General features: G+C 71.1%; 25 protein-coding genes. 11 read left to right on the forward strand and 14 right to left on the reverse strand.

Going from position 1 to position 23,050, the window contains the following annotated elements; genetic code table 11:
* Positions 1-9 precede the first annotated feature (9 nt).
* Positions 10-423: a DUF3151 domain-containing protein gene (locus tag ABD785_RS35450; protein ID WP_344837438.1), complete on the reverse strand. Its 414-nt coding sequence runs from the start codon at positions 421-423 to the stop codon at positions 10-12.
* Positions 424-490: 67 nt separating this feature from the next.
* Positions 491-1,510 (reverse strand): class II fructose-bisphosphate aldolase, encoded by a 1,020-nt coding sequence (gene fbaA / locus ABD785_RS35455; RefSeq protein WP_344837440.1) that lies wholly within the window; start codon positions 1,508-1,510, stop codon positions 491-493.
* A gap of 207 nt (positions 1,511-1,717) precedes the next feature.
* Between fbaA and ABD785_RS35460 the strand changes: the two genes are divergently transcribed.
* Positions 1,718-2,353, forward strand: coding sequence for a DedA family protein (locus tag ABD785_RS35460; protein ID WP_344837442.1), 636 nt, complete (start codon positions 1,718-1,720; stop codon positions 2,351-2,353).
* A 151-nt stretch (positions 2,354-2,504) separates the two neighbouring features.
* Positions 2,505-2,882, forward strand: a complete 378-nt coding sequence (locus ABD785_RS35465) for a hypothetical protein (RefSeq protein WP_344837445.1) — start codon at positions 2,505-2,507, stop codon at positions 2,880-2,882.
* Between the two features lie 29 nt (positions 2,883-2,911).
* On the opposite strand, the gene pyrE is transcribed toward ABD785_RS35465, so the two are convergent.
* Complete coding sequence (pyrE, locus tag ABD785_RS35470) at positions 2,912-3,448, reverse strand: orotate phosphoribosyltransferase (RefSeq protein WP_344837447.1); 537 nt, start codon at positions 3,446-3,448, stop codon at positions 2,912-2,914.
* Positions 3,449-3,523: 75 nt separating this feature from the next.
* Here pyrE and ABD785_RS35475 point away from each other — a divergent pair, with 75 nt between their 5' ends.
* Positions 3,524-3,973 carry a hypothetical protein gene (locus ABD785_RS35475; RefSeq protein WP_344837449.1) on the forward strand — a complete coding sequence of 150 codons (450 nt, stop codon included), beginning with the start codon at positions 3,524-3,526 and terminating at the stop codon, positions 3,971-3,973.
* Between the two features lie 37 nt (positions 3,974-4,010).
* Here ABD785_RS35475 and ABD785_RS35480 read toward each other — a convergent pair whose 3' ends face one another.
* Complete coding sequence (locus ABD785_RS35480) at positions 4,011-4,541, reverse strand: DUF4240 domain-containing protein (protein ID WP_344837451.1); 531 nt, start codon at positions 4,539-4,541, stop codon at positions 4,011-4,013.
* 75 nt (positions 4,542-4,616) lie between these two features.
* On the opposite strand from ABD785_RS35480, the gene ABD785_RS35485 reads away from it, so the two are divergent.
* Entirely contained in the window at positions 4,617-5,132 is a 516-nt protein-coding gene (locus ABD785_RS35485; protein ID WP_344837454.1) for a GNAT family N-acetyltransferase, read from the forward strand.
* Here ABD785_RS35485 and ABD785_RS35490 read toward each other — a convergent pair.
* Positions 5,078-5,593 (reverse strand): ATP-binding protein, encoded by a 516-nt coding sequence (locus ABD785_RS35490; RefSeq protein ID WP_344837457.1) that lies wholly within the window; start codon positions 5,591-5,593, stop codon positions 5,078-5,080. The two genes, ABD785_RS35485 and ABD785_RS35490, sit on opposite strands and share 55 nt — an antisense overlap.
* Complete coding sequence (locus ABD785_RS35495; RefSeq protein WP_344837460.1) at positions 5,590-5,838, reverse strand: hypothetical protein; 249 nt, start codon at positions 5,836-5,838, stop codon at positions 5,590-5,592. Before ABD785_RS35495 ends, ABD785_RS35490 begins: the two co-directional genes overlap by 4 nt.
* A 151-nt stretch (positions 5,839-5,989) precedes the next feature.
* Here ABD785_RS35495 and ABD785_RS35500 point away from each other — a divergent pair, with 151 nt between their 5' ends.
* Entirely contained in the window at positions 5,990-6,742 is a 753-nt protein-coding gene (locus ABD785_RS35500) for a GntR family transcriptional regulator (protein WP_344837463.1), read from the forward strand.
* A 16-nt stretch (positions 6,743-6,758) separates the two neighbouring features.
* On the opposite strand, the gene ABD785_RS35505 is transcribed toward ABD785_RS35500, so the two are convergent.
* Both ABD785_RS35505 and ABD785_RS35510 read right to left on the reverse strand, forming a co-directional pair.
* Positions 6,759-7,286: a GNAT family N-acetyltransferase gene (locus ABD785_RS35505; RefSeq protein WP_344837466.1), complete on the reverse strand. Its 528-nt coding sequence runs from the start codon at positions 7,284-7,286 to the stop codon at positions 6,759-6,761.
* Positions 7,287-7,363: 77 nt separating this feature from the next.
* Positions 7,364-8,086, reverse strand: a complete 723-nt coding sequence (locus ABD785_RS35510) for a hypothetical protein (protein WP_344837468.1) — start codon at positions 8,084-8,086, stop codon at positions 7,364-7,366.
* Positions 8,087-8,221: 135 nt separating this feature from the next.
* On the opposite strand from ABD785_RS35510, the gene ABD785_RS35515 reads away from it, so the two are divergent.
* From ABD785_RS35515 to ABD785_RS35525, 3 genes are all read left to right on the forward strand, one after another.
* On the forward strand, positions 8,222-10,588 hold the full coding sequence (locus ABD785_RS35515) for a sigma-70 family RNA polymerase sigma factor (protein ID WP_344837471.1): 2,367 nt from the start codon (positions 8,222-8,224) through the stop codon (positions 10,586-10,588).
* A gap of 264 nt (positions 10,589-10,852) precedes the next feature.
* Positions 10,853-12,229, forward strand: a complete 1,377-nt coding sequence (locus tag ABD785_RS35520) for an NYN domain-containing protein (RefSeq protein WP_344837474.1) — start codon at positions 10,853-10,855, stop codon at positions 12,227-12,229.
* Between the two features lie 149 nt (positions 12,230-12,378).
* Positions 12,379-12,942 carry a tetratricopeptide repeat protein gene (locus tag ABD785_RS35525; RefSeq protein ID WP_344837477.1) on the forward strand — a complete coding sequence of 188 codons (564 nt, stop codon included), beginning with the start codon at positions 12,379-12,381 and terminating at the stop codon, positions 12,940-12,942.
* A 66-nt stretch (positions 12,943-13,008) separates the two neighbouring features.
* Here ABD785_RS35525 and ABD785_RS35530 read toward each other — a convergent pair whose 3' ends face one another.
* Entirely contained in the window at positions 13,009-14,568 is a 1,560-nt protein-coding gene (locus ABD785_RS35530; protein WP_344837480.1) for an alkaline phosphatase D family protein, read from the reverse strand.
* Between the two features lie 50 nt (positions 14,569-14,618).
* Complete coding sequence (locus ABD785_RS35535) at positions 14,619-15,683, reverse strand: RNA ligase (ATP) (protein WP_344837483.1); 1,065 nt, start codon at positions 15,681-15,683, stop codon at positions 14,619-14,621.
* 205 nt (positions 15,684-15,888) lie between these two features.
* On the opposite strand from ABD785_RS35535, the gene ABD785_RS35540 reads away from it, so the two are divergent.
* Entirely contained in the window at positions 15,889-17,094 is a 1,206-nt protein-coding gene (locus tag ABD785_RS35540) for a cytochrome P450 (protein WP_344837486.1), read from the forward strand.
* Between the two features lie 4 nt (positions 17,095-17,098).
* Here the strand turns inward: ABD785_RS35540 and ABD785_RS35545 are convergent, their stop codons facing one another.
* Positions 17,099-17,668 (reverse strand): hypothetical protein, encoded by a 570-nt coding sequence (locus ABD785_RS35545; RefSeq protein WP_344837489.1) that lies wholly within the window; start codon positions 17,666-17,668, stop codon positions 17,099-17,101.
* Positions 17,665-18,282 (reverse strand): TetR/AcrR family transcriptional regulator, encoded by a 618-nt coding sequence (locus tag ABD785_RS35550; protein WP_344837491.1) that lies wholly within the window; start codon positions 18,280-18,282, stop codon positions 17,665-17,667. Before ABD785_RS35550 ends, ABD785_RS35545 begins: the two co-directional genes overlap by 4 nt.
* Positions 18,283-18,421: 139 nt before the next feature.
* On the opposite strand from ABD785_RS35550, the gene ABD785_RS35555 reads away from it, so the two are divergent.
* Positions 18,422-19,174 carry a hypothetical protein gene (locus ABD785_RS35555; RefSeq protein WP_344837492.1) on the forward strand — a complete coding sequence of 251 codons (753 nt, stop codon included), beginning with the start codon at positions 18,422-18,424 and terminating at the stop codon, positions 19,172-19,174.
* An 83-nt stretch (positions 19,175-19,257) separates the two neighbouring features.
* A complete protein-coding gene (locus ABD785_RS35560; protein WP_344837493.1) occupies positions 19,258-19,647 on the forward strand; it encodes a hypothetical protein in 390 nt (129 codons plus the stop codon).
* A gap of 144 nt (positions 19,648-19,791) precedes the next feature.
* Here ABD785_RS35560 and ABD785_RS35565 read toward each other — a convergent pair whose 3' ends face one another.
* Together ABD785_RS35565 and clpB are read right to left on the reverse strand one after the other, a co-directional pair.
* Positions 19,792-19,959, reverse strand: a complete 168-nt coding sequence (locus ABD785_RS35565; protein ID WP_344837495.1) for a hypothetical protein — start codon at positions 19,957-19,959, stop codon at positions 19,792-19,794.
* 413 nt (positions 19,960-20,372) lie between these two features.
* On the reverse strand, positions 20,373-22,964 hold the full coding sequence (gene clpB, locus ABD785_RS35570) for an ATP-dependent chaperone ClpB (protein WP_344837498.1): 2,592 nt from the start codon (positions 22,962-22,964) through the stop codon (positions 20,373-20,375).
* Positions 22,965-23,050 lie beyond the last annotated feature (86 nt).

Here is a 23,050-nt window from a genome sequence, read left to right on the forward strand (position 1 = left end):
AAGCCATCTTTACTGGCCGGAAAGGGCTTCTGCGGCGGTTGCGGATGAGTCGCTGAGGAACGTCTTGCAGCGTTCCGCCTCCTCGTCCTCGCCGATCGCGGCGGCGGCCTTGCCCAGGGCGTTCAGGCAGCGCAGGAAGCCGCGGTTCGGCTCGTGCTCCCAGGGGATCGGGCCGTGGCCCTTCCAGCCGTTGCGGCGCAGGGCGTCCAGGCCGCGGTGGTAGCCGGTGCGGGCATAGGCGTAACAGTCGATCACGCTGCCCTTGGCGAAGGCGCGCTCGGCGAGCACGCCCCAGGCCGCGGGGTGGGCGGGGAACTTCGCGGCTACCTCGTACGGATCCGTTCCGTCCGCCAGCAACCGCGTGGCCTCGGGAAGGTCGGGCAGAAGGGTCGGGGCCGGGCCGCCCAGCAGGTTCTGGCTCATGCCAGCACCTTAAGCAACCCGACCCCCGCCCGGCGATACCGGGTCTCACATCGATCTTCCGGGGCTGTTACTTCAGCCGCTTGCCCGCGGACAGCAGATCCTCGCAGGCCGTGACGATCCGGGCGGCCATGGCGGCCTCCGCGGCCTTGCCCCACGAACGCGGGTCGTAGAGCTTCTTGTTGCCGACCTCGCCGTCGACCTTCAGCACCGCGTCGTAGTTGCGGAGCATGTGGTCGGCGACCGGGCGGGTGAAGGTGTACTGGGTGTCGGTGTCGATGTTCATCTTGACGACGCCGTAGCCCAGCGCCTCGCGGATCTCCTCGAGAGAGGAGCCGGAGCCGCCGTGGAAGACCAGGTCGAACGGCTTGTCCTTGCCGTACTCGGCGCCGACGGCCTCCTGAAGGCCCTTGAGGACCTCGGGACGCAGCTTGACCGCGCCCGGCTTGTAGACGCCGTGGACGTTGCCGAAGGTCGCGGCCAGGATGTACCGGCCCTTGTCGCCGACGCCGACCGCGGCCGCGGTGTCGAGGGCGTCCTGGACGGTCGTGTACAGCTTCTCGTTGATCTCGTGGGAGACGCCGTCCTCCTCGCCGCCGACGACGCCGATCTCCATCTCCATGATCGTCTTGGCCTTGACCGATTCGGCCAGCAGTTCCACCGCGATCTCGAGGTTCTCCTTGAGCGGCACCGCGGAGCCGTCCCACATGTGCGACTGGAACAGCGGCTCCTGGCCGCGCGCCACCCGCTCCTGAGAGATCTTGATCAGCGGACGCATGAAGCCGTCCAGCTTGTCCTTCGGGCAGTGGTCGGTGTGCAGGGCGATGTTGACCGGGTACTCGGCCGCGACGACCCTGGCGTACTCGGCGAAGGCCGCGGAGCCGGTGACCATGCTCTTGAGCGAGCCTGAAAGATATTCGGCGCCGCCCGTCGATACCTGGATGATGCCGTCGCTCTCCGCGTCCGCGAAGCCCTTCAGCGCCGCGTTGAGCGTCTGGCTCGACGTCACGTTGATCGCCGGGTAGGCGAACCCTTCCCGCTTGGCGCGGTCGAGCATCTCGGCGTAGACCTCGGGAGTGGCGATGGGCATGCGCGTGTCCTCTCATTTCGGGGCAGGTCAACCACCGACGCGTCCCCCCTCAGAGGGAGGACGGACCCGGTGTCGCCGCAGGAGGGTGCGGCAATGGTCTGCCTCACGCCTACTATCTCGCACCGGCTCTTTCTCCTTGCTACCCCCCTTCGGGGGATCGCACCAGGGAGGGAGTCCAGAACGTCCCGGCCTGGATAGGCTGCGTGCGTGGATTTCCTGCACCCTGAATACTGGCTGGGCCTGTTCGGCGCCTTCGCCGCCATCGGCGTCCTTGTGATCATCTTCGCGGAGACGGGCCTGCTGTTCGGCTGCATCCTCCCCGGGGACTCGCTGTTGTTCACCGCGGGGATCCTGACCTCGGTGAACCAGATCGGCGACACCGAGTTCGAGAAGATCTCGCTGCCCGTCCTGCTGATCGGCGGGCCCATCGCGGCGATCGCCGGGGCGCAGCTCGGGCACTGGATCGGGGCGAAGTACGGGCGGAAACTGTTCGACCGGCCCGATTCGCGGATCTTCAAGAAGGAGTGGGTCGAGAAGGCCGAGCACTACTTCAACAGGTTCGGGCCCGAGAAGGCGGTCGTGATCGCCAGGTTCGTGCCGATCGTCCGGACGTTCCTGAACCCGCTGGCGGGCATGCTCGGCATGGACGCCAAGCGCTTCCTCATCTGGAACACCATCGGCGGCATCATCTGGACCGACAGCCTGTTCCTGCTCGGCCACTGGCTGGGCAACAAGGTGCCCAACATCGACAAGTACATCATTCCGGGCGTCGTGGTGATTCTCATCATCTCGGTCGTCCCGATCATCCTGGAGATGCGGAAGGGCCGGAAAGCCGTGAAATAGCCGGTCCGGCCGGTAAAACAGCCGCCGTCGCATCGGTCACTGATCAGTCACTCTGGTCGCCGCACTCCCAACCTGTCGCTACCCTCCCCCTGTGGGACGACACCGGAATGACCCTCGTGGTCTTGCGCGACTACTGATCATCGGCTTGGCCGTGGCACTCGCCGTGGCCTTGGTCGTGGTCGGTGGCATCGCGCTGGTCAGCTCCCTCTCCTCCAAGTCGGGCAAGCCGGGCTCGGGGGCGCAGACGACCGGCACCCAGAAGCAGAGCGCCCAGGCCAGGGCCGTGTACGGCGAGCTCAAGCCCATCGGCAAGGCCCGCGTGCTCGCGCAGTCGCCGGGCGGCGACGAGGTCTACATCCAGGGCGATCTGACCAGGGGCGACAACCGCCCGCTCACCTGGCCCAACATCGACCTGACGATCTACACGCCCGGGACGGTCGAGCTGATCGTCGACGGGAAGAAGGTCGACCTGGGGCAGCAGGCCCCGGCCAACCTCCGTTTCCGTGGCGGAAAACTCGTCACCAAGTAGTCCGTTATCAAAGAGTTTCCTGGGATTTTTCAGTCCAGGTCGAGGTCGTCGAGCGTGTAGGCGTACCGGTACTCGTGGCCGGCCTTGACGATGGCCTCCGCGGCGCTCCGCTCGACCACGGTCGCCACCCCCACCACGATCGCTCCGGCCTCCTGGGCCGCCTCGACGGCCGTCAGCGGGGATCCACCGGTGGTGGAGGTGTCCTCCACCACCAGCACCCGGCGGCCCCTGATGTCGGGGCCCTCGATCCGGCGCTGCATGCCGTGCTGCTTGGCCGCCTTCCGCACGACGAACGAGTCGAGGATCTGGCCCCTGGCCGCCGCCGCGTGCAGCATCGCGGCAGCGACGGGGTCGGCGCCGAGCGTCAGCCCGCCGACGGCCGTGTAGCCGAGATCGGTGGTCAGGTCGAGCATGACCCGCCCCACCAGCGGCGCGGCCTTCCCGTCCAGGGTCACCCGTCGCAGATCGACGTAGAACGACGCCTTCAGCCCCGAGGACAACGTGAAGTCCCCATGCTGCACGGCCTTGCTCTTGATCTCTTTCAGCAGCTCATCACGATCGCTCACGCCTCCAAGCCTAGACCGGCTCGGCGGTCCCTCCCTCCGCCCCGTCCACCCCTGGGAACCTGTCACGATGGCCTCATGACGCCCGGCACCCTCATCCTCCTCGGTGATGACCTTCCGGATTCCCTGGCCGGTGACCTGAGGGGCCGCGGGCACCACGTCATCGCCCCGCGGCCGTCCGATCCGCCGTCGGGGAACCACCGCTACGTCGCCGGCTGCGCCCTGGAGATCGCGGCGGGGGCTCCCGCCTCGCCGCTGGTCCTGGTGGCCGGCGGTGACGCGGGCCCGCTGGTCCCGTCGCTGGCCCTCGCCCAGCGCGCCGCCAAGCGCACGATCGGCGCGTACGTCTTCCTGGACGCCGACCTGCCCGCCCCCGCCGACACCTGGCCGGACGCCCCCTGCGCCTACCTGTCCGCCGATCCCGGCGATCCGCGCGCCCACCAGGCCTCCCTCCGCGCCTGGACGGTTTTCCACGCCTCTCCCGGCACCCTCGCCGAAGCACTGCGCTCCCTGATCACCGCCCTCTGATCCCGCTCGGCCGCCGGTCTCGGGTCGCCGGTGGCGGTCAGGGCAGGAAGAGCGAGGCCAGCAGGGGCAGCCGGCGGTGCATCTCGGCGCTGTCGTCGAAGTCGAAGTCCTCCCCCATGTCGGTGTCCGGGCGCCCGCCGGGATGGCGCCGCTCCAGTGCCTCGTAGAAGGCGGTGTCGTCGGTGCCGGTGGCCCGGACGTAGGCCTCGCCGGGCGCGTAGGTGAAGTCCTCGTAGAACAGGGCCTCGTCGCCGCCCTCGGCCGCGGACTCGCGGACGGAGGGATGCTCGGCCAGGGAGTCGGGGCTCGCGGACGCCCGGTCGTACCAGTCGCGGCCCTGGGCGATGACGCCCGCCCGGAAGTCCATGAACGAGTCGTCGCTGCACCCGCCGCCGATCAGGTACCCGGCGGCCCACACGTCCCAGCGGTAGAGGCCGTGATGGACCTCGTCGTAGTGGCCGCGGAAGTCGAGGATCTCCTCGGGCCGCCGCTCGGCCAGCAGCCCGGCCAGCCGCTCGTGGTCGGCCCCCGAGGCCTCGATGATCTTCCAGAACGTGTCGCGATCCATACCCCGGACCCTGCCACGCCCCTCTGACAGAACGCCCCCGCCGCCCGATTTCCCCAGCTCCAGTACCGTGATCTTGTGACGCCCACCTTCAGGATCTTCCAGGCCACCCCGTCGGACGCCCCCGCGATCGGCGAGGTCCACGCCGAATCCTGGAAGGCCGCCTACGCCTCCTTCTTCACCGATCCCTTCTTCACCGAAGCGGTCGAGAGCCGCCGCACCAAGTGGACGAAGACCCTGGCCGAGGCCCCGCCCGGAACCATCGCCCTCCTGGCCGCCCTGGACGACCGCCCCCTGGCCTTCTCCTACTCCGGCCCCTCCCACACCCGCCCGGGTGAAGCCGAGATCTACGGCTTCTACGCCCACCCCGCCGCCTGGGGCACCGGCATAGCCCCCGCCCTCATGACCGCCACCCTCCACGCCCTCCACACCCAGGGCCACCCCCGAGCCCACCTCTGGACCCTCCGCGACACCCCCCAATCTCGCCGCTTCTACGAAAAGTCCGGCTTCACCCCCACCCCCACCCCCCGCACCCACGACTACGGCAACGGCACCCCCGTCCCCCAGATCGAATACACCCGCCCCCTCCCCTGACCACCCGAAAGGACTTCGCCCCCTCGAGCTCCCCAACCCCGAATTCCCGAGCCATCGAGCAGAGGTAAGAGTCGGGCAGCTCCACGTCCGAGCTCGAACCATGTGAGCGTCCCTCCACCGGTGACCTCGCGCGAACCCCATCGGGCGGAGATCCGATCGACGATCAGCAGCCCCCGGCCGTGCTCGGCATCGGCGAGTTCCAGAAGCTGCGGGCAGGTGTCACCACCCCCGTCGGTCACCTCGCATCGCAGATGCGTTCTCGCCGCGGTGAGCTGAACGGTGACCAGACCACCTCGGCGCGAGGCCGAGTGCTCGATCGAGTTCGTCACGACCTCGGTCAGGAGGAGCACGAGGTCATCGACGATCCCGTCCGGCAGGCTTTCCAGGACCTTGCGGGCCCAGCGCCGCACTTCGCCGACCTTCTCCGGGGCCGCGGCCACCTCCAGGATCTCGCTGGTCATGAGGTGACCGCCGCGATCAGTGCCGCCGCATCGGCCATCGGCTCGGTGGGCGCGTAGTGCACGCCCCAGACGAAGATCCAACCGCCGCCCTGCTGAACGGCCATCACAGCGAAGCGCCGCCCGTCGGACATGGAGACCCAGACGACCGGCTCCCCATTGACCGGCATGACCACCATGACGGCCCGCCGCAGCGCGTTGATCTGCCACGCCAGCCTCACGAGGAGATCGAAGCGCGTTTCACTCACGTTCAAGGCGGCTCCCTAGATAGGTAGAACGTTGCACGTTTCATAGCGTGGGGTCGCCGATGCGCACTGTCAAGGGAGTTCGGCAAACGCGCGACGTTGCGCGATCGTTCTATGCTGGATCGAGCAGCAGTCGGCGATTTTCGGAGCGCACATGCCAGTGGAGAAGCCCAGGTCGGAGTATCGGCAGGTCGTGGCGTTGCTGCGGGCGGCGATCGCCGACGGGGAGTTTCCGCCGGGGGCGCTGCTGCCCGCCGAGCCGGTGCTGGCCGAGCGGTTCGGGGTCACCCGGGCGACGGTGAATCGGGCGCTGGCCATGTTGCGGACCGAGGGATTGGTGCGTCCGGAAAGAGGGAGAGGGACGACCGTGAACGAGTTGCCGATCATTCGCCGGGAGAGTGCGGGGCGTCAGGCTCAGGGCGTCCGGGAGGCGGAGGGGAGCCGGGGGGCGTTCGACGCCGAGATCAGGGGGCTGGGGCTGGTGCCCGAGGCCGTCGTCTCGGTGGCAGAAGTCGCCGCGCCTGCCGAGGTGGCGCTCTTGCTCGGGGTGGAGGCTGGGGAGCCGGTGCTCGCCCGGGTGCGGGAGATGTCGGCTGATGGGGTGCCGGTGCAGCTCGCGACGTCGTATCTGCCGTTGGGGATCGTCGGGGGGACGCGGATCGCGGAGGTGGACACCGGGCCGGGCGGGACGTATTCGAGGCTCGGGGAGCTGGGATATGCGCCGGTGGAGTTCACCGAGACCGTGCGGGTGCGGACGCCTGCCGAGGACGAGGTGGTGGCGTTGCGGATGGATGAGGATCAGCGGGTCTTCGCGATCACGCGGGTCGCGGTCGCGGAGGGTGGGCGCGTCGTCGAGGTGAACCGGATCGTCGCGCCCGCTCATCAGTGGGAGCTCGTGTTCAGCTAGAGGGCGTGACCGGGGGTCAGGGGTGCCAAATGGGGTTGAGGAGCTGGTAGAGGGTGTGGTCCTGCCAGGTGCCGGCGATGTTGAGGTAGGCGGGGGCCCGGCCGTAGGGGGTGAAGCCGGTGCGTTCCAGGACGCGCTGGGAGCGGGTGTTGTGGGGGAGGGTCTCGGCCTGGATGCGGTGGAGGTTCAGGGCCGAGAAGGCGAGGGCGATGATGTGCTCGACGGCGCGGGTGGCGTGGCCCTTGCCGTTGGCGGGGGCGCTGAGCCAGTAGCCGAGGCTGCCGGACTGGAAGGCGCCGCGGACGATGCCGCTCAGGGTGATGCGGCCGATCGGGGCTCCGGCGGCGTCGAGGATGACGTGCGGGAGGGCGTCGCCGCGGGCCAGGCGGGAGAGGTCGTCCTCGATGACGGCCCGCTGGCCCTCCGGCGTGAAGTAGACGTCGGGGCGGATCGGCTCCCAGGGCGCCAGGAAGTCGCGGTTCGCGCGCAGCAGCGCGGCCAGCGCCGGAGCGTCGTCGGGACAGATCGGGCGCGTCGCGTTCATCCGGACATAGTGCCAGGGAGGGCCGTCGGCGCCGGGGTCCCGCCCCCTCTCCGGGACGTCGCCGGCGCCGACGGGCTTCAGGGGGCGATGGCTTCGAGCAGGGCGAGGGCGTCGCGGTGCGTCGGCGGGAGGCGTTCCACCCAGACGAGCGCGGTCTCCCTGAGCGCCCGTCTGAGCCGGGCGGTCTGCAGCCCCAGCGACGGCCTGAGCGGGACGAGCGCCGCCGCATGGCCGGAGGAGATCAGCGTGAGGGTCTCGCCGCCGGGGAAGACGGCCCGCAGATCATGGCCGACGACCACCGCCCTCGCCAGACGGCGCCAGGAGGGGGAGTCGTCGTTCACCTCGATCATCACCAGGGTGTGGGTGGAGTCGGCCGGGGTCGCCGACGCGATGGCCTCGCGGTAGATCTCGGCGAGCCTGCTGCGCAGGTAGGGCAGGGTGGCCAGCCCGGTGAGCGGATCCTCGCAGGCCGGTCCCGCCAGGTGGGTGATGCCCGCCTCCGCCCAGCCCTCCGCGATGGCCCGCACCAGCCGCAGCGGAGGATCGGGCCAGCCGACGGCCGTCGCGAGGGCCGCGAGGTCGTCGAGGGTCTCGCCGATCCCGATCCCCGCCCGTCCCCTGGAGATCCCCAGACGGCAGGCGTCCCGCATCGCCGGACGCCCCGAGGCGACGGCCTCGGCCAGCGCCTCGACGGCCGGAGTCCACCAGTCGCAGGGCAGGGTCCAGGTCCGCATGCTGTGCGACCGCCACACCTCGCACAACCGCTCGGCGCCGACCACGTCGCGCCACACGTACGCCATCCGGTCCTCCCGTCGTAAACCCGCTCAAGAACCAAGACGACGGATCCGTTTAGTCATGACGCGATTTGCGGAATCAACCCCAGCGACTGTCGGTAGCCAATAGGTTACGGTCAGACACAGCCAAAAGGGGTGGCAATGGGGGAGCAAGCGGTGGCCGAGCCGAGCGACGCCGCGCTCATCAGCCGGATCCGGACGGGCGACAACGACGCCTACGCCCTGCTCTACGAGCGGCACAAGGCGGCGGCCAGGGGCCTGGCCAGGCACCTCATCAGCAGCGACACCGAGGTCGACGACGCCGTCTCGGAGACCTTCACCAAGGTCCTCTCGGTGATCCAGCGCGGCGGCGGCCCGGGCGACAGCTTCCGGCCCTACCTGCTGACCTCCGTCCGCCGGACGGTCTACGACCGGCACCGGGCGGGCAGGCGCGAGAACATCACCGACGAGATCGAGCTGTACGACCCCGGGGTGCCGTTCGTCGACCCCGCGCTGGAGGGGCTCGAGCAGAAGATGATCGTCCGGGCGTACCTGTCGCTGCCCGAACGCTGGCAGGCCGTCCTGTGGCACACCGAGATCGAGGGCAGGAAGCCCGCCGACGTCGCCCCGCTGCTCGGGCTGAGCGCCAACGGCGTCGCCGCGCTCGCCTACCGGGCCCGCGAGGGCCTCAAGCAGGCCTACCTGCAGATGCACCTGGCCGCGACCCCGCCGAAGGCGTGCCGGCCGACGCTCGACATCCTCGGCGCCTACGTCCGCGGCGGGCTCGCGAAGAAGGAGACGGCCAGGGTCGAGGCCCATCTCGACGACTGCTCCGACTGCCGCGCCATCTACCTGGAGCTCAAGGACCTCAACCGGTCGCTGCGCACCCTCGTGGGGCCGCTCATCCTCGGCGTCGGCGGGGCCGCCTACCTGCTCAAGGGCGGGATCTTCGGCGGCGCGCTGTTCTGGTGGAAGACGCTGCCCAAGCGGCAGCAGCAGGCCCTCGCGGGCGGCACCGCGGTGGCCGTCGCGGTCGCGGCCGGGCTCCTCGCCCTGCCCGCCGGGAACGAGCTGCCGCTGCCGAAGAAGGCCGAGCCTCGCCCGCCGGCCGTCGCGCGGCCGCAGCGTCCGGCGCCGGTCAAGCCCGCCCCCGCCCCCGCGCCGGTCCCGAAGCCCGTGCCCGCGCCGGGCGACCCCGCCGTCGTGCCGCCGCCCGTGCCGAGGCCGGTGTCGTCCACGCCGAGCCCTCGGCCGTCCCGGCTGGACGCCGAGATCGGGACGGTCGGCGTCCTGCTGCGCGGCAAGCCGGGCATCGTCGCGATGACGGTCCGCAACTCCGGCGGCGGGGCGTCCCGGCCGATCGCCGCGGACGTCGCCCTCCCGCCGGGGGTCGGCTTCACCGGCGGCGCCACCGGCAGGACCGCCGCGGCCTGGGCACCGCTCGTCGCCCCCGGCGGCGGCTGGTCGTGCCGCCCGATGGAGGAGGTCCTGCGCTGCGCCCACGGTCCGCTGCGGCCGCGCGCCACCGCCTCCGCCTACCTGCACGTCCTCGTCGCCGACGACGCGCCGCTCGGCCCGCCGGTCTCCCTCGCCCTCCGCCAGGACGGCGGAAAGGCCGCGCTCAAGGCCGAGGCCGACCGCGGCGTCCAGGAGGCGGGGATGCCCGCCAGGTTCGCCACCGACGGGAACGTCCGGATCGTCCAGGCGGGCAACGCGCTGATGAGCTGCCCCGCCGGGAAGCCGGGCTGCGAGGAGGCCAGGAACCGCAAGGGCACCGAGCTCGACAACGACTTCTGGCCCATGAAGCCGATCGACCTCGACGACGCCCCCGGTACCGCCTCCTCCAGCGCGGCCGACCTCACGTTCGGCGGCAAGGTGCTGTGGGCCGGTCTGTACTGGTCGGGCGTGGAGTCGGGCGAGGAGAAGACCGCGCGGCTGCGGGTGCCGGGCGGCGCGTACACGACCGTCAAGGCACAGGACGCCGACGCCGTGAAGCTGCCCGGCTACGGCGCCTACCAGGCCTTCGCCGACGTCACCTCGAAGGTCACCGAGTCCGGCCGCTACTGGGTCGCCGACGTGCCGACCAGGACGGGCGTGGCGAAGTACGCGGGCTGGAGCCTCGTCGTGGTCGTCTCCGACCCGGCCGCCCCGCTCAGCCGGACCATGATCCTCGACGGCCCGAAGGCGCTCGGCCCGACCGGCGCCGACCGGGTCGATGTGCCCGTCGACGGCCTGCTGCCCGCCGCGATCCCGGCCCGGATCGGCGTCGTCGCGTGGGAGGGCGACGCTCAGCTCGGCGAGGACCGGGTCCTGCTCTCCGGGGACGGCAGGACCGCCGCGACCTCACTCGGCGGGGCCAACGCCTTCGTCAGCTCGGCGGCCGGAGCCGTCGGACCGCGGATGACCTACGGTGTCGATGTCGTGTCGTACACGGCCCGGCTGCGCGGTAAACCCCTGCTTTCCTTGACCACAAAGACCGATGCTTATGTGGCCGGTGTCGTCACGGTCACGGCCCCGCTACGCAGCTGACCTGCTGTGCAGATCCGCCGTAAAGATCATGTGAACTCATTACGGACAGACCGGAATCGCTGGTAGCGTCCGCGCAGACGAAATCGCGGAAGACCCCGGGCGTTCTCCCAGACCCTTGCGTGCGGCGGGTGAGCGGGGAAAGATGCGAATCGCCGGTTCGGCGTACGTCGCGAGTGGACTTCATTAGGCTAGACAAGCCTGGATCTGAGCTGGGTCGATTCGGGTCGTGATCCCAGAGGTGGGGTCGGAGAGGTGCGGTGTCGCGTGGAACGCTGTGCGCTGTTCGTAGACGCCGGCTACTTGCTGGCCGACGGCGCGATGGCGGTGCACGGAACCCGCCATCGCGAGTCCGTCTCGTGGGATTTCGGTGGGCTGCTGCAGCTCCTCGGCAATCTCGCGCGTGAGCGGTCGGGCATGTCGCTGTTGCGCTGCTACTGGTACGAATCGTCGGTCGAGGGCCGTCGCGGTCCCGAGCACGAGGCGCTCGCCGATCTTCCGGGGCTGAAACTCCGGCTCGGCCGCAGCCGCTCCAGCGGGCGCGGCGGGGTCGACACCGAGCTGAACCGCGACCTGATGACGCTCGCCCGCAACAAGGGCATCGCCGACGCCGTGATCGTCAGCGGCGACGAGGACCTCGCGACGGTCATCGCCGACGCCCAGGACCTCGGGATGCGCGTGACCATCGTGCACGTCGCGGTCGACGGCAACTGGACGATCTCCCGGGTCCTGCGCCAGGAGTGCGACGACCTCATCGAGATCAGCTCCGGCCATCTGCGTCCGTACGTGAACCTCCTGTCGGGCATCGACCGGGGCGGCGAGAGCGGCCTCTCCCCGCTGTCCAACGGGCACGGCTCGAACGGTTCACCGCTCGCGAGCCTGCAGAGCAGCATCCACTCCTCGCCCACGCACACCTCGCCGCCGCCGTCCTCCCCGCTGACGCCGCCGCCCGCGCTGCCCCAGCCGCAGCTCGCCGCGCCCGTCTCGGCACCGCTCAACTCGCCGGCCAACATCCTCAGCGGCATCCCCTACGGGACGCAGTCGCAGGCCCAGCCGCAGGCTCAGCCCGCCGCGCCGTCCTACCTGAACCCGCCGCTCGGATCCCCGGCGCCGCCGCCTTCGTCGTCCTCCTACTCGACCGGCTCGCAGTCGTATTCGACGGGCTCGTCCTCCTCGCCGTATTCGACCGGATCGTCGCCGTCCTACTCCAGCGGGCTGCCGTCGGCGCTGAACCCGCCCCCGTCGAGCCCGCAGACCTCGAGCCTGCCGGTCTCCAACCCCGCCCCCGGCCTGGGCGGGCTTCCGTCGTCGTACGCGACCCCGCCGCCCGCGCAGCCGCAGCACGGCCCCTACACCGGGCCGCAGCCGCTGCCCGCCCAGTCGGCGCCCGCGCCGGGCCCGTCCCTGTCGGACGCGGTCAAGGCCGCCCACACCGAGGGCCAGGACTTCGGCGAGTCCGTCGCCCGCGACGCCCCCGCCCTGTGGCTGGAGGCCGTCCTCGCCCGCAAGCCCCGGATGCCCTCCGACCTGGAGGCGCGCCTGCTCCAGGGCTCCGCGCTCCCGATCGACTTCCTCCTGCACGACGAGGTCAGGCACGCTCTGCGCCGCGGCTTCTGGGACGCCCTCGAACGCTCACGCCGCTGACCGGAGCCGGTCAAGGGTGTCAGGAACAAGTTCGTCAAGGGCATGGTCAAGGCGCTCGGGAGCGTCCGGCCGCTCACGGTGCGAACGGGTTGGTCCGATCTTGAGTATTTCTCCGGTTTCCTGCGAGGGGCGCAGGTAACGTCATAGGCGTGACCCACGTGACCGAAGCCGATCTCGACGACCTTGAGTTCGACACGCTGCGGACGGGTGAACACCGCGCCGCCGCCGTCCGGCTCACCGAAATGGCCGACACGGCCGAGCCTTCGCAGGGCGGTGTCTCCAGGGCGAAGGTCCTGCTCCGCGCGGGCGAGCAGTTCCAGCACGCGGGCGACCACGTCCGTGCCGCGGAGGTCTACCGCCTCGCCATCGAAGACGGCGGCGAGGTCTACGGAGACCCCCGCGTCTATCTCGCCGACGCCCTGCTCAAGCTCGGTGAGACCGAGGAGTCCCTCTCCCTCCTCGCCCAGATCCGCGAGAGCAAGCCGACCGACCCGGAGGTCTACCGCGTCGTCGCGGAGGTCCTCTACGAACACGGTGACCTGCTGGGTGCCCACACCTGGTCCACCGAAGGCGCCGACCTCATCCTGGCCCAGCCCGAGGCCAGCAGGGGCGACGCCGCCGACAGTCTCGAAGGCCTCCTGCGCATGCGCTTCCGTGCCCGTGTGGACCTCGGCCGCCCCGAAGACGAGTACGACGCCCTCCTCGACGCCTGACCGGACCGCTCCGCGACCCCTGACCCGCCCAGGTCCAGGGGTCGCCGCCGTCCGGGCCCGCCGCGGTCAGAGATCGAGCTCGTGCAGCGGGCGCAGGGCCGTGGGGGAGCTCGGGGTGCGCCAGAGGACCTTGGCGGCGCGGTCGTGGGTGGCGACGGTCGCGATGGCGTTGTCGAACCAGGGCCCGTCGGAGATCGACCACTTCAGCGGCGGCTTCGGCGCGCGGGCCGTCATGGCGACGAGACGGGCGGGGCCGCTCATGCCGGGGACGCAGGCCAGCCGGTTGGCCCATTTGAAAACGCCGTTGAGCGGATTGCGGAACGGGGAGCAGACGATCTGGGTGATCGGCAGGCCCTTCACCCGGGCCAGGTAGCTGTAGTGGATGTCGCCCGACAGGAAGGCGATGCAGGCGGGGGCGTCGCCGCGCTTGCCCTCGGCCACCTCCGTGACGGCCTCGGCGACCCTGCGGAAGGAGGAGTCGAACGCCGCCCAGTGCTCGAGGTCGGCGAAGCGGCGGAGCTTCTCGCCGAAGCCGTTCTGTCGGCGGGCGGCGATACGTTCGTTCCACGCCTCGGCGTGGTGGATCGCCGGGGGCAGCAGGTAGGGAAGGGAGCTGGCGATGAGCAGATGGTCGAGCCCGCCGGTGAGCTGGGAGTCGAACCACTCCTGCTCGGCGTCGTCGAGCATCGCGCGCCGGTCCGCGGTCAGCAGGCGTGAGGCCCGGCTGTCGACGACCACCACCCGGGTCTTACCGAGGTCGAGCGTGAACGACCAGCGGGCCGTCGAGGGCTCCTTGTCGGCGCGTTCGGCGAACTCGTCCAGCACCTGGCCGCCGTCCTTGGCCGCCAGCACGGCCGCGTACAGCGCGTCGGTGCTCCGCTCCTGCGGCGAGAGGTTCCCGAGGTGCTGGTAGACCCAGTACGAGCCGAGGCCGCCGACGATCCGCCGGCGCCACCAGGGCTGCGTCCAGATCCACTCGCGCCACGCGAAGGAGGTGTTCCAGTCGTCGCGCACGTCGTGGTCGTCGAAGATGCTGAAGGTCGGCACGGTCGAGAGCAGCCACCGCACGGCCGGATCGGTCATCCAGGCCAGCCGGTACAGCTCGGTGTACTCCTCGAAGTCGGCGATCTCCTCGAACGGCTCGGCCGTGATGTCGCGCCGGCCCTTGATGAAGGCCTGCATGCGCTCGCCGGTGCCGTCGGCGTAGACCTGGTCGCCGATCATCAGCAGCACGGTGGGCGGCTCCGCCCCGTCCTTCAGGGCGTGGGCGAACGCGCTCAGGGCGTCGATCCCATGCGTCTCCTGGGCCGCCGGGGCGATCCGGCACGATCCGAACGACACGCTCACCGGGCGCTCGGGCGAGAGGGTCCTGATCACCGAGGCGGGGAACTCGCTCCCGGGTTCCGGCCACGCCTTGCGGCCGTCCAGGCCGACCTCGTAGGGGGTGACGCTCCCCGGTTCCAGGCCGTCCACGTCGACCAGCGCGAAATGGTGCCCGTGGAGGGCGAAGGTCGGGACGATCCGCCCCAGCACCGACACCTCGCAGGCCTCGGACGTCTCCACCCAGACGGTGGCCGACGTCTCACTGACATGGCGGAGCAGGGGGCCGAGCACCAGTGCGGTCATAACCGATATCCCACCGGATCTCCGGCCCCCCGTCCACCGCCATCGCCGCGCTACTCGTATTCGGTGCCGCCCTTACGGGTGAGATAGGCCGGCGAGACGAACTTGGCGATGGCGCGGCCGCCCGTCAGGTCGCTGTGGCGCTCGCGTGCCGGCCTGACCACCAGGCCCTCGCGCAGGTGCGCCCCGGTCCCCGACAGGGTCTCGCGGCCCGAGGCGAGCCCGAACAGCACCTCCTCGTCGTAGGGGCCCCGGTAGAGGACCGGCACCGCGGGAAGCCCGAGCTCCGCCGTGACGTCTCCGACCTCGGCCGGGTCCAGCCAGCGCTTGACCCCGCCGACGACCACGGCGATGTCGAAGACCGCGTAGCCGGGCAGCTCCTCCGTGCCGCTGCGGCCGTAGGACAGGTCCTGCACGCCCTTGCCGAAGACCTCGCCGAACACGCCGACCCGCTCCGCGCCGAAGCGCCCGGCGACGGCGCGGGCGCGCTCGGGGACCTCGTGGCCGAGGACCGCGCGCCAGTAGAGGTTCTTCGGGTCGCGGACCAGGGCCTGGTCGCGGCTGCCGAACCCCTTGGAGGAGACCTGGTCGCCGTCGGGCGAGAAGGTGTACAGGGTGGCGCTGCCGTGCAGCTTCTCGGAGGCGACGACCGGCTCGCCCGGGGTGAACATGGCCGGGAAGCGCTTGACGTCCTCGATCTCGATCCAGCGGATCAGCTCGGGGGCGGACTCCACGGAGCCGGACATGTGCACCGGGATCGGCGGGATCCACTTGACGATGCCCAGCTCGGGCCCGAAGTCGTGGTCTCCGGCGGTGGCCGGGTCCCGCCGCAGGCCCTTCGGCAGGCAGACGATCCCCTGGGAGAGCTCACCGCGCAGCCGGACGGCCTTGACCCGGTTCCCGGCGGAGCCCGCGAGCCGTCCGACGAGACCGAGCTCCTCGATCAGGGCGTCGGGGAGCAGGGCGCCCTCGGGGATGTAGAGGGCCCAGTCGCCCGTCGTGAACCGGCCCTTCGCGACGACGGCGCGGTAGAGGCCCACCTGGGCGAGCTCCAGCGCGTCGGCGTTGCCGTGCGGGTGGATCGTCAGGCGTTCTGCGGTCACGCGGAACGTGGCCATCGCTCTCTCCTTCTCAGCGGTCGGGACGGGCCCCTGAGCGGCGGGACCACGGTCAGGCTGACGGCCTCGAAGCCCCTCCCGCAAACGGTTTTCGGGCCGGCCCCGGCCCTGTGACCCTTGCCATACTCAAGTCTAGACTCTTGTCTAGACTTGAGTCTCATGTTGCGCTTCAGGGGTCGGGACCTCGTATCGGAGGAGTGCGCACATGGAGATCGACGTCATCAGCCCGGACGTGTACGAGCGGGGCGGGATACCGCACGAGCAGTTCACCTGGCTGCGGGAGAACGATCCGGTGCACCGGCACGCCGATCCGGCCGGTGGTCCCGGCTTCTGGGCGGTGACCCGGCACGAGGAGGTCGTGCAGGTGTCGCGGCGGGCCGATCTGTTCTCCTCGCGGGAGCGGCTCTCGATCTTCGAGGAGGTCGATGACCAGACCGTCGAGATGTACCGGCTGATGATGCTGTTCATGGACCCGCCGGAGCACACCGAGCGCCGGGCGATGGTCAACAAGGGGTTCACTCCACGGATGATCCGGCAGCTCACCGGGCATGTCCGCGACATCTCGCGACAGCTCGTCGCCGAGGTCGCGGGGCGCGGCGAGGCCGACTTCGTGGCCGACATCGCGGCGCCGCTGCCCGCCTACGTGATCTGTGAGCTGCTGGGGGCGCCGGTCGAGGACCGAGAGCTGGTCTTCGACCTGTCGAACCGCCTGATCGGTTTCGACGACCCCGAGTACGCGAGCTCGATGGAGGACGCCGCGGCCGTCTCGGCGGAGATCCTCGCCTACGCCGGTGAACTCGCCGATCTGCGCCGGGCGCGTCCGGGCTCCGACCTGGCCACACAGCTTCTTCGGCCGGACGAGTCGGGCCGCTATCTGACCGACGAGGAGTTCCAGCTCTTCGTCCTGGTGCTGATGCTCGCGGGCAACGAGACGACCCGTAACTCGGCCGCCGGAGGCATGATCGCCTTTTTCGAGCATCCCGGGCAGTGGGAGCTGCTGCTGCGCGACCGCTCGCTGCTCCGCACCGCCCCCGACGAGATCGTCCGCTGGTCGTCGCCGGTCAACCTGTTCCGGCGCACCGCCATGGCCGACACCGTCCTGGGCGGGACGCCGATCGCGGCCGGCGACAAGGTCGTGGTCTTCTACCCCTCAGCCAACCGGGACGCCGCGGTCTTCGCCGACCCGTTCACCTTCGACATCACCCGCTCGCCCAATCCCCACCTGGGCTTCGGCGGCGGGGGCCCGCACTTCTGCCTGGGCACCCACCTGGCCAGGCTCCAGCTGAGCGTCCTGTTCGAGGCCCTCCTCGACCGTCTCCCCGACCTCCGCCCGACCGCGGAGCCCCGCCGGCTCCGCTCCAACTTCATCAACGGCATCAAGGAGCTCCCGGTGGCCTTCACCCCCTCGTAGCGCGTCAGCCGAGGAACTCGAGGAGGTAGGCGGTGGCGACCAGGAGGAGGCAGAGGGCCGGGACGGCGAGGAGGGTGCGAGGGCCGCGCAGAAGCAGGCCGGGGGCGAAGACGGTGAGCAGGGCCCACGGGGTGTGGGTCCAGACCGCGAGGACGGGAGGCAGGAGCGTGCAGGCGATCGTGGCCGCGAGGATCCAGCGGAGACGGCCTCGGGGGAGCCGGTCGATCCGGCGGGCCGCACCGGTGCCGGCGGACACGATCCGGGCGTAGCCGACGAACAGGGCGACGACCGCGGCGACGCAGGGGACGGCGAGGAGCCTCACCGGGCCCTCGCCCCACAGGAGGCCGAACGTCAGGGCCCAGAGGCCGTAGGCGAGGACCAGGGTGACGAACGCCAGCGCGACCAGGCCCGCCCAGTAGCCGACGACCATGCTGAACAGGGACATCCGCTCGTGCGGCTCGTCGCTCCCGTGCCAGGTCAGGCAGACCGGGCAGCGGGAGACCGGGCAGCGGGAGACCGGGTCGGCCGTGACCGGCGGGACGGGCAGGACGTCCGGGGCGGGTTCGCCGGTCATCGGGTCTTCCTCCGGAGCCGGCCGCGGATGGCCAGGCGGGCGACGGGGCCGAGATCCTCGAGGGCCGTGAGGAGGTGGCCGAGCTGTTCGAGGGAGGCCACGGCCCGGTCGGCGCCCTCCCGGTCGACCCCCTCGTAGAGGTCGAGGCCGACGAAGGCGGCGGTGACGGCCCGGGCGAGGCCTCCGACGTCGACGAACTCGGCGAGGGGCGTCGACGCCAGGACCCGGGTGAGGACGGCCTCGATCTCCGTCGTCCACAGGGCGAGGCCGGTGGCCGTCGCGGGGGCCAGCTCGGGGCTGACCTGGCTGCCGGCCAGGAGCTGGGCGAGCATGGCGAGGTCGGCGCGCTCGTCGGCGCGGATCCGGCGGCCGAGCTCCAGGAGCCCGGTCAGCGAGCGGACCCGGTCGAACCGCTCGCGGTAGGCGCCGACCTGCTCACGGGCGCCGTGCTCGCAGGCCGCCGTCAGCAGCCCGTGGACGCTCCCGAAATGGTGGAAGACCAGCGCCTGGTTGACTCCGGCGGCACCGGCGATGGCGCGTGCGGAAGCGCCCGCGATCCCCCGCTCCCGCAGCGTCTCCAGCGCTCCGGCCAGGAGCTTCTCCTTGGTCGTCATGCCGCCCCTCCTGGTTTGAGCGATCGCTCAAGGCGCACTCTAGTACGAGATTGAGCAATCGCTCAATTCGGGGTACTCGGGGGTGATTTGAGTACTTTCGCGGTGTTGGCTCGGAGGGCGTGCGGCGCAGAATCGCGGTATGAAGCAAGGGGAGCGCGCGGCGCTCGCGTATCTGGTGGCGGCCCTGTTCTCGGCTGCGGGCTGGGCCGCATGGCTGGGCTGGGACCAGGAGTACGACGTCCGGCCCGACGGCGGGACCGAGGGTCCCTACCAGCCGTGGCAGGTCGTCGGCCTGGTTCTGACGCTCGGCGTGGTGGTGGTGCTGTCGTCCTGGCGGCTCCACGGTCCCGGGACCGTCGCGGGGACGGCGACCGGGCTCGCGGTGGCCTCCTTCAGGGACTGGTCCGACGACGACTCGGGCCTGTTCATCGTGGGCGTGATGATGATCACTGTCGGGGCGCTCGCCGTCTCCGGTCTCGCCGCCCTCGTGGTGAGCGCCGTGGCCCGGGGCACCGGCCCGCAGGCCCGTGCGGCAGGGGCCTCGCGGCCCCGGGCCGCCTCACCGGTGCGCACGGCGGCCGAGGTGACCGCGGCGCTGCTGGGCTCGATCGTGCTGTGGTTCTCCTGGCACCTGGTCTGGTTCGACGGCCCGTGGGCGACGTTCGCGTGGGAGGCTCTGGGAAGCGTGCTCGCCGGAACCGCCGCGGCGGCGCTGGCGGTCCGGGCGGGCCGGCTCGCCCCCTCGCTCTCGGGCGTGCTCGCCGGAACTGCCCTCACCGGGCTCTCCCTGCCGGGCCTGCTCCTGCTGCCGGCGGTCGCGGCCACCGCCCTGGCCGTCCGGAAGGTCCTCGACCGCCGGAACCGGGCTCATCCGGCCGGCCCCGGCCGTTGACCACTGCGGGCGGGGCGGGGTTCGAAGACGACGAGCGGGGTTCGAAGACGACTATGGGGCGAAAATCCGGGAAAGGGGCGGGCGTGCACAGGCTGGGGCGTGAGGTGGCGTGGTTCGCGCTGGTGGCGGGGGTCGCCGCGGTGGCATGGACGGGGTGGCTCGCGGTACCCGTCACCGGGGTGGAGGAGTTCTGGTCGCGGAACCTCGCCGGGGTCGTGGTGGCGGGGGCGGCGACCGGGCTGCTGTGGGCGCGGACGGGGCTGGCCGCGGGGCCGCTCGCCGGGCTCGCCCTCGGGACGGGGTACGCGGCGACGGCGGCCTGGCGGTACGACCCGGGCTGGCAGAGCGAGGAGATGGCGCTGTGGCGGGCGGGGGTGGCGCTCCTGGTCGTCGCGGCGCTGGTCGCCACGGTGGCAGGCCGATGGACGATCGGGTTCGCCGGGCGGGTCATCCAGGACCGTTTCAGCGCGTGACCGTGGCTGCGCCGGTCGTGCCCGCGGGGTCGCGGTCTCGGGGTCTCGGTCTCGGGGTCGTGGTCGCGGATCTGCCCGGTGGTGGGGAGGGCGGCCGGCCCCCGATGGAGACCGGCCGCTGCGAAGGCGGGCGACCCGGGCGGGTCAGCGACCGCCGCGGTTGTTCATCTGACGGGTCGGCATCTGCCGGGCGTTGCGGTGGCCCAGGGTGCGGGCGGCTGCGGTGTACCTCTGGTCGGTGCCCTTCAGGGCGCCTTTCCTGCCGTGCTTCTTGCCCTTTTCGAGGGCGGGGACTTCGCGGTTTTCACGCATGCGGAAAGCACCTCCGTGACGTACTGAATTCGGCCGTGGAATGGCCGTGAGAAAAGGCGGCGTGAGCCGTTGAAAGGGATGAACGCGAGCCTGGACGCGGACCTTGCGTGGTGCCGGAGCGGAGGGACCTGCCCGTCGGGACGGGTGGCGCGAGCCTGGAGGTTCCTGAAACGGCGGTGCCCGGCGCCGGAAGGCGTCGAGTCGTGCGAGGTCAGGGGCTGGTTCGCAAGAAGGGAGCGGGGCGCGTCGCACGCGTGGTGCGAGGGGCCGCTGTGCTCAACCGGTAAGGATCAGATCTCCATGTGCTGAACAGTACCACCGGAATGGCGGGTTCTGTCAACACTCTTCGCCCGAATTATTTCGAGAAGGAAAAGGCCCGCCGGGCGGCGGGCCTTTTCTCTCGGCTTGGGCCGCTACTTGGCGAGCGGCACCTTGGAATGGACGGTCAGCTTGTCGGCCTGGGCGTCGAGGTCGACGACCACCTCGGAGCCGTCGCGGATCGAGCCCGACAGCAGCGCCCTGGCGAGCTGGTCGCCGATGGCCGTCTGGACGAGCCGCCGCAGCGGGCGCGCCCCGTAGACCGGGTCGAAGCCGGTCAGGGAGAGCCAGTCGCGGGCAGCCGGGGTGACGGTCAGCCGGAGCTGGCGGTCGGCGAGCCGCCGGGCCAGCCGGTCGACCTGGAGGTCGACGATCTGGCTGAGCTCCTCGGCGCCGAGGGCGTCGAAGATGATGACGTCGTCGAGGCGGTTGATGAACTCCGGCTTGAAGTTCGCCCGGACGGTCTTCATGACCGCCTCGTGCCGGGCCGCCTCACCGAGCGCCGGGTCGACCAGGAACTGGGAGCCCAGGTTGGAGGTGAGGATCAGGATCGTGTTCCGGAAGTCGACCGTGCGGCCCTGGCCGTCGGTGAGCCTGCCGTCGTCGAGGACCTGGAGGAGGATGTCGAAGACCTCCGGGTGGGCCTTCTCGACCTCGTCCAGCAGCACCACGCTGTACGGGCGCCGGCGGACGGCCTCGGTGAGCTGACCGCCCTCCTCGTAGCCGACATAGCCGGGAGGGGCACCGACCAGCCGGGCCACGGAGTGCTTCTCCGCGTACTCCGACATGTCGATCCGGGTCATCGCCCGCTCGTCGTCGAACAGGAAGTCCGCGAGGGCCTTGGCCAGCTCGGTCTTGCCGACACCGGTCGGGCCGAGGAACAGGAACGAGCCCGTCGGGCGGTCGGGATCGGCGACCCCGGCACGGGTGCGCCTGACCGCGTCCGACACCGCCGCGACGGCCTTCTTCTGGCCGATGAGGCGGCGGCCGAGCTCGTCCTCCATGCGGAGCAGCTTGGCGGTCTCACCCTCCATCAGCCGTCCGGCGGGGACGCCCGTCCAGGCCGACACGACATCGGCGACGTCGTCGGGCCCGACCTCCTCCTTGACCATCGCGCCGCGCGACTCGGCGGCGTCCGAGGCGGCCTCGATGTCCTTCTCCAGGGTCGGGATCTCGCCGTAGAGGAGCCGCGAGGAGGTCTCGAAGTCGCCCTCGCGCTGGGCGCGCTCGGCGAGGCTGCGCAGGTCGTCGAGCTTCTTCTTCAGCTCACCGACCCGGTTCAGACCGGCCTTCTCCTGCTCCCACCGGCCGACCAGGGCGTTCAGGGTCTCCTGCTTGTCGGCCAGATCGGCGCGCAGCTTCTCCAGCCGGTAGCGGGAGGCGTCGTCGGACTCCTTGGCGAGCGCGAGCTCCTCCATCTTCATCCGGTCGACGGTCCGCTGCAGCTCGTCGATCTCGACGGGCCGCGAGTCGATCTCCATGCGGAGCCGGGACGCGGCCTCGTCGACCAGGTCGATGGCCTTGTCGGGCAGGAAGCGGGAGGTGATGTAGCGGTCCGACAGGGTGGCCGCCGCGACCAGCGCCGAGTCGGAGATCTGCACCTGGTGGTGGGCCTCGTAGCGGCCCTTGAGCCCGCGCAGGATCGCGATCGTGTCCTCGACCGACGGCTCGCCGACCAGCACCTGCTGGAAGCGGCGCTCCAGCGCGGGGTCCTTCTCGATGCGCTCGCGGTACTCGTCCAGCGTGGTCGCGCCGATCATGCGCAGCTCGCCGCGGGCCAGCATGGGCTTGAGCATGTTGCCCGCGTCCATCGCGCCCTCTCCCGCGCCCGCGCCGACCATGGTGTGCAGCTCGTCGATGAAGGTGATGACCTGGCCGTCGGACTGCTTGATCTCGTTGAGGACGGCCTTGAGCCGCTCCTCGAACTCACCGCGGAACTTCGCCCCCGCGACCATCGCCGACAGGTCCAGGGAGATCAGCCGCTTGTCGCGCAGCGACTCCGGCACGTCCCCCGCCACGATCCGCTGGGCGAGGCCCTCCACGACGGCCGTCTTGCCGACGCCGGGCTCGCCGATCAGCACCGGGTTGTTCTTGGTCCGCCGCGAGAGCACCTGGACGGTCCGCCGGATCTCGGCGTCACGGCCGATGACCGGGTCGAGCTTGCCCTCGCGGGCCGCCTCGGTGAGGTCGACGCCGTACTTCTCCAGCGCCTGGAAGGTGTCCTCGGGGTTGTCCGAGGTCACCCGGCCGTGCCCGCGGACCTTCTCGAACGCCTCGACCAGCGCGTCGGCGGTCACCCCCGCGTTCTTCAGCAGCGTGGCGGCCTGCCCGCCGTCGGCGGCGAGCCCCACCAGCAGATGCTCGGTCGAGACGTACTCGTCCTGGAGCTGCCGGGCCCGGGAGGCCGCGGTGTTCAGGGCGGCGAGCAGCGGCCGCGACGTCTGCGGTGCCGCGACGGTCGATCCCGACGCCTTGGGCAGCCCGGCGATCGCCTCCTCGGTCCGCCGCCTGAGCGCCACGGGATCGGCGCCGACCGCCTCCAGCAGCGGGATCGTCGTGCCGTCCTGCTGGGCGAGCAGCGCGGCCAGCAGATGCACCGGCTCGACCTGCGGGCTCCCCTCGGAGGCCGCCCGCCGAACCGCCACCGAGACCGCGTCCTGGCTCTTGTTCGTCAGCTTGTAGTCCATTTCCCAACCCCCTCAACGGATGTCCCCAGGCTGTGTACGGCCCGGTCCTGCTGTGCGTTCGGTCCCGCCCGCCCCGGACGGCGCGG

It is taken from the genome of Actinocorallia longicatena, assembly GCF_039534125.1.
In the GTDB taxonomy this organism is placed as follows: domain Bacteria; phylum Actinomycetota; class Actinomycetes; order Streptosporangiales; family Streptosporangiaceae; genus Actinocorallia; species Actinocorallia longicatena.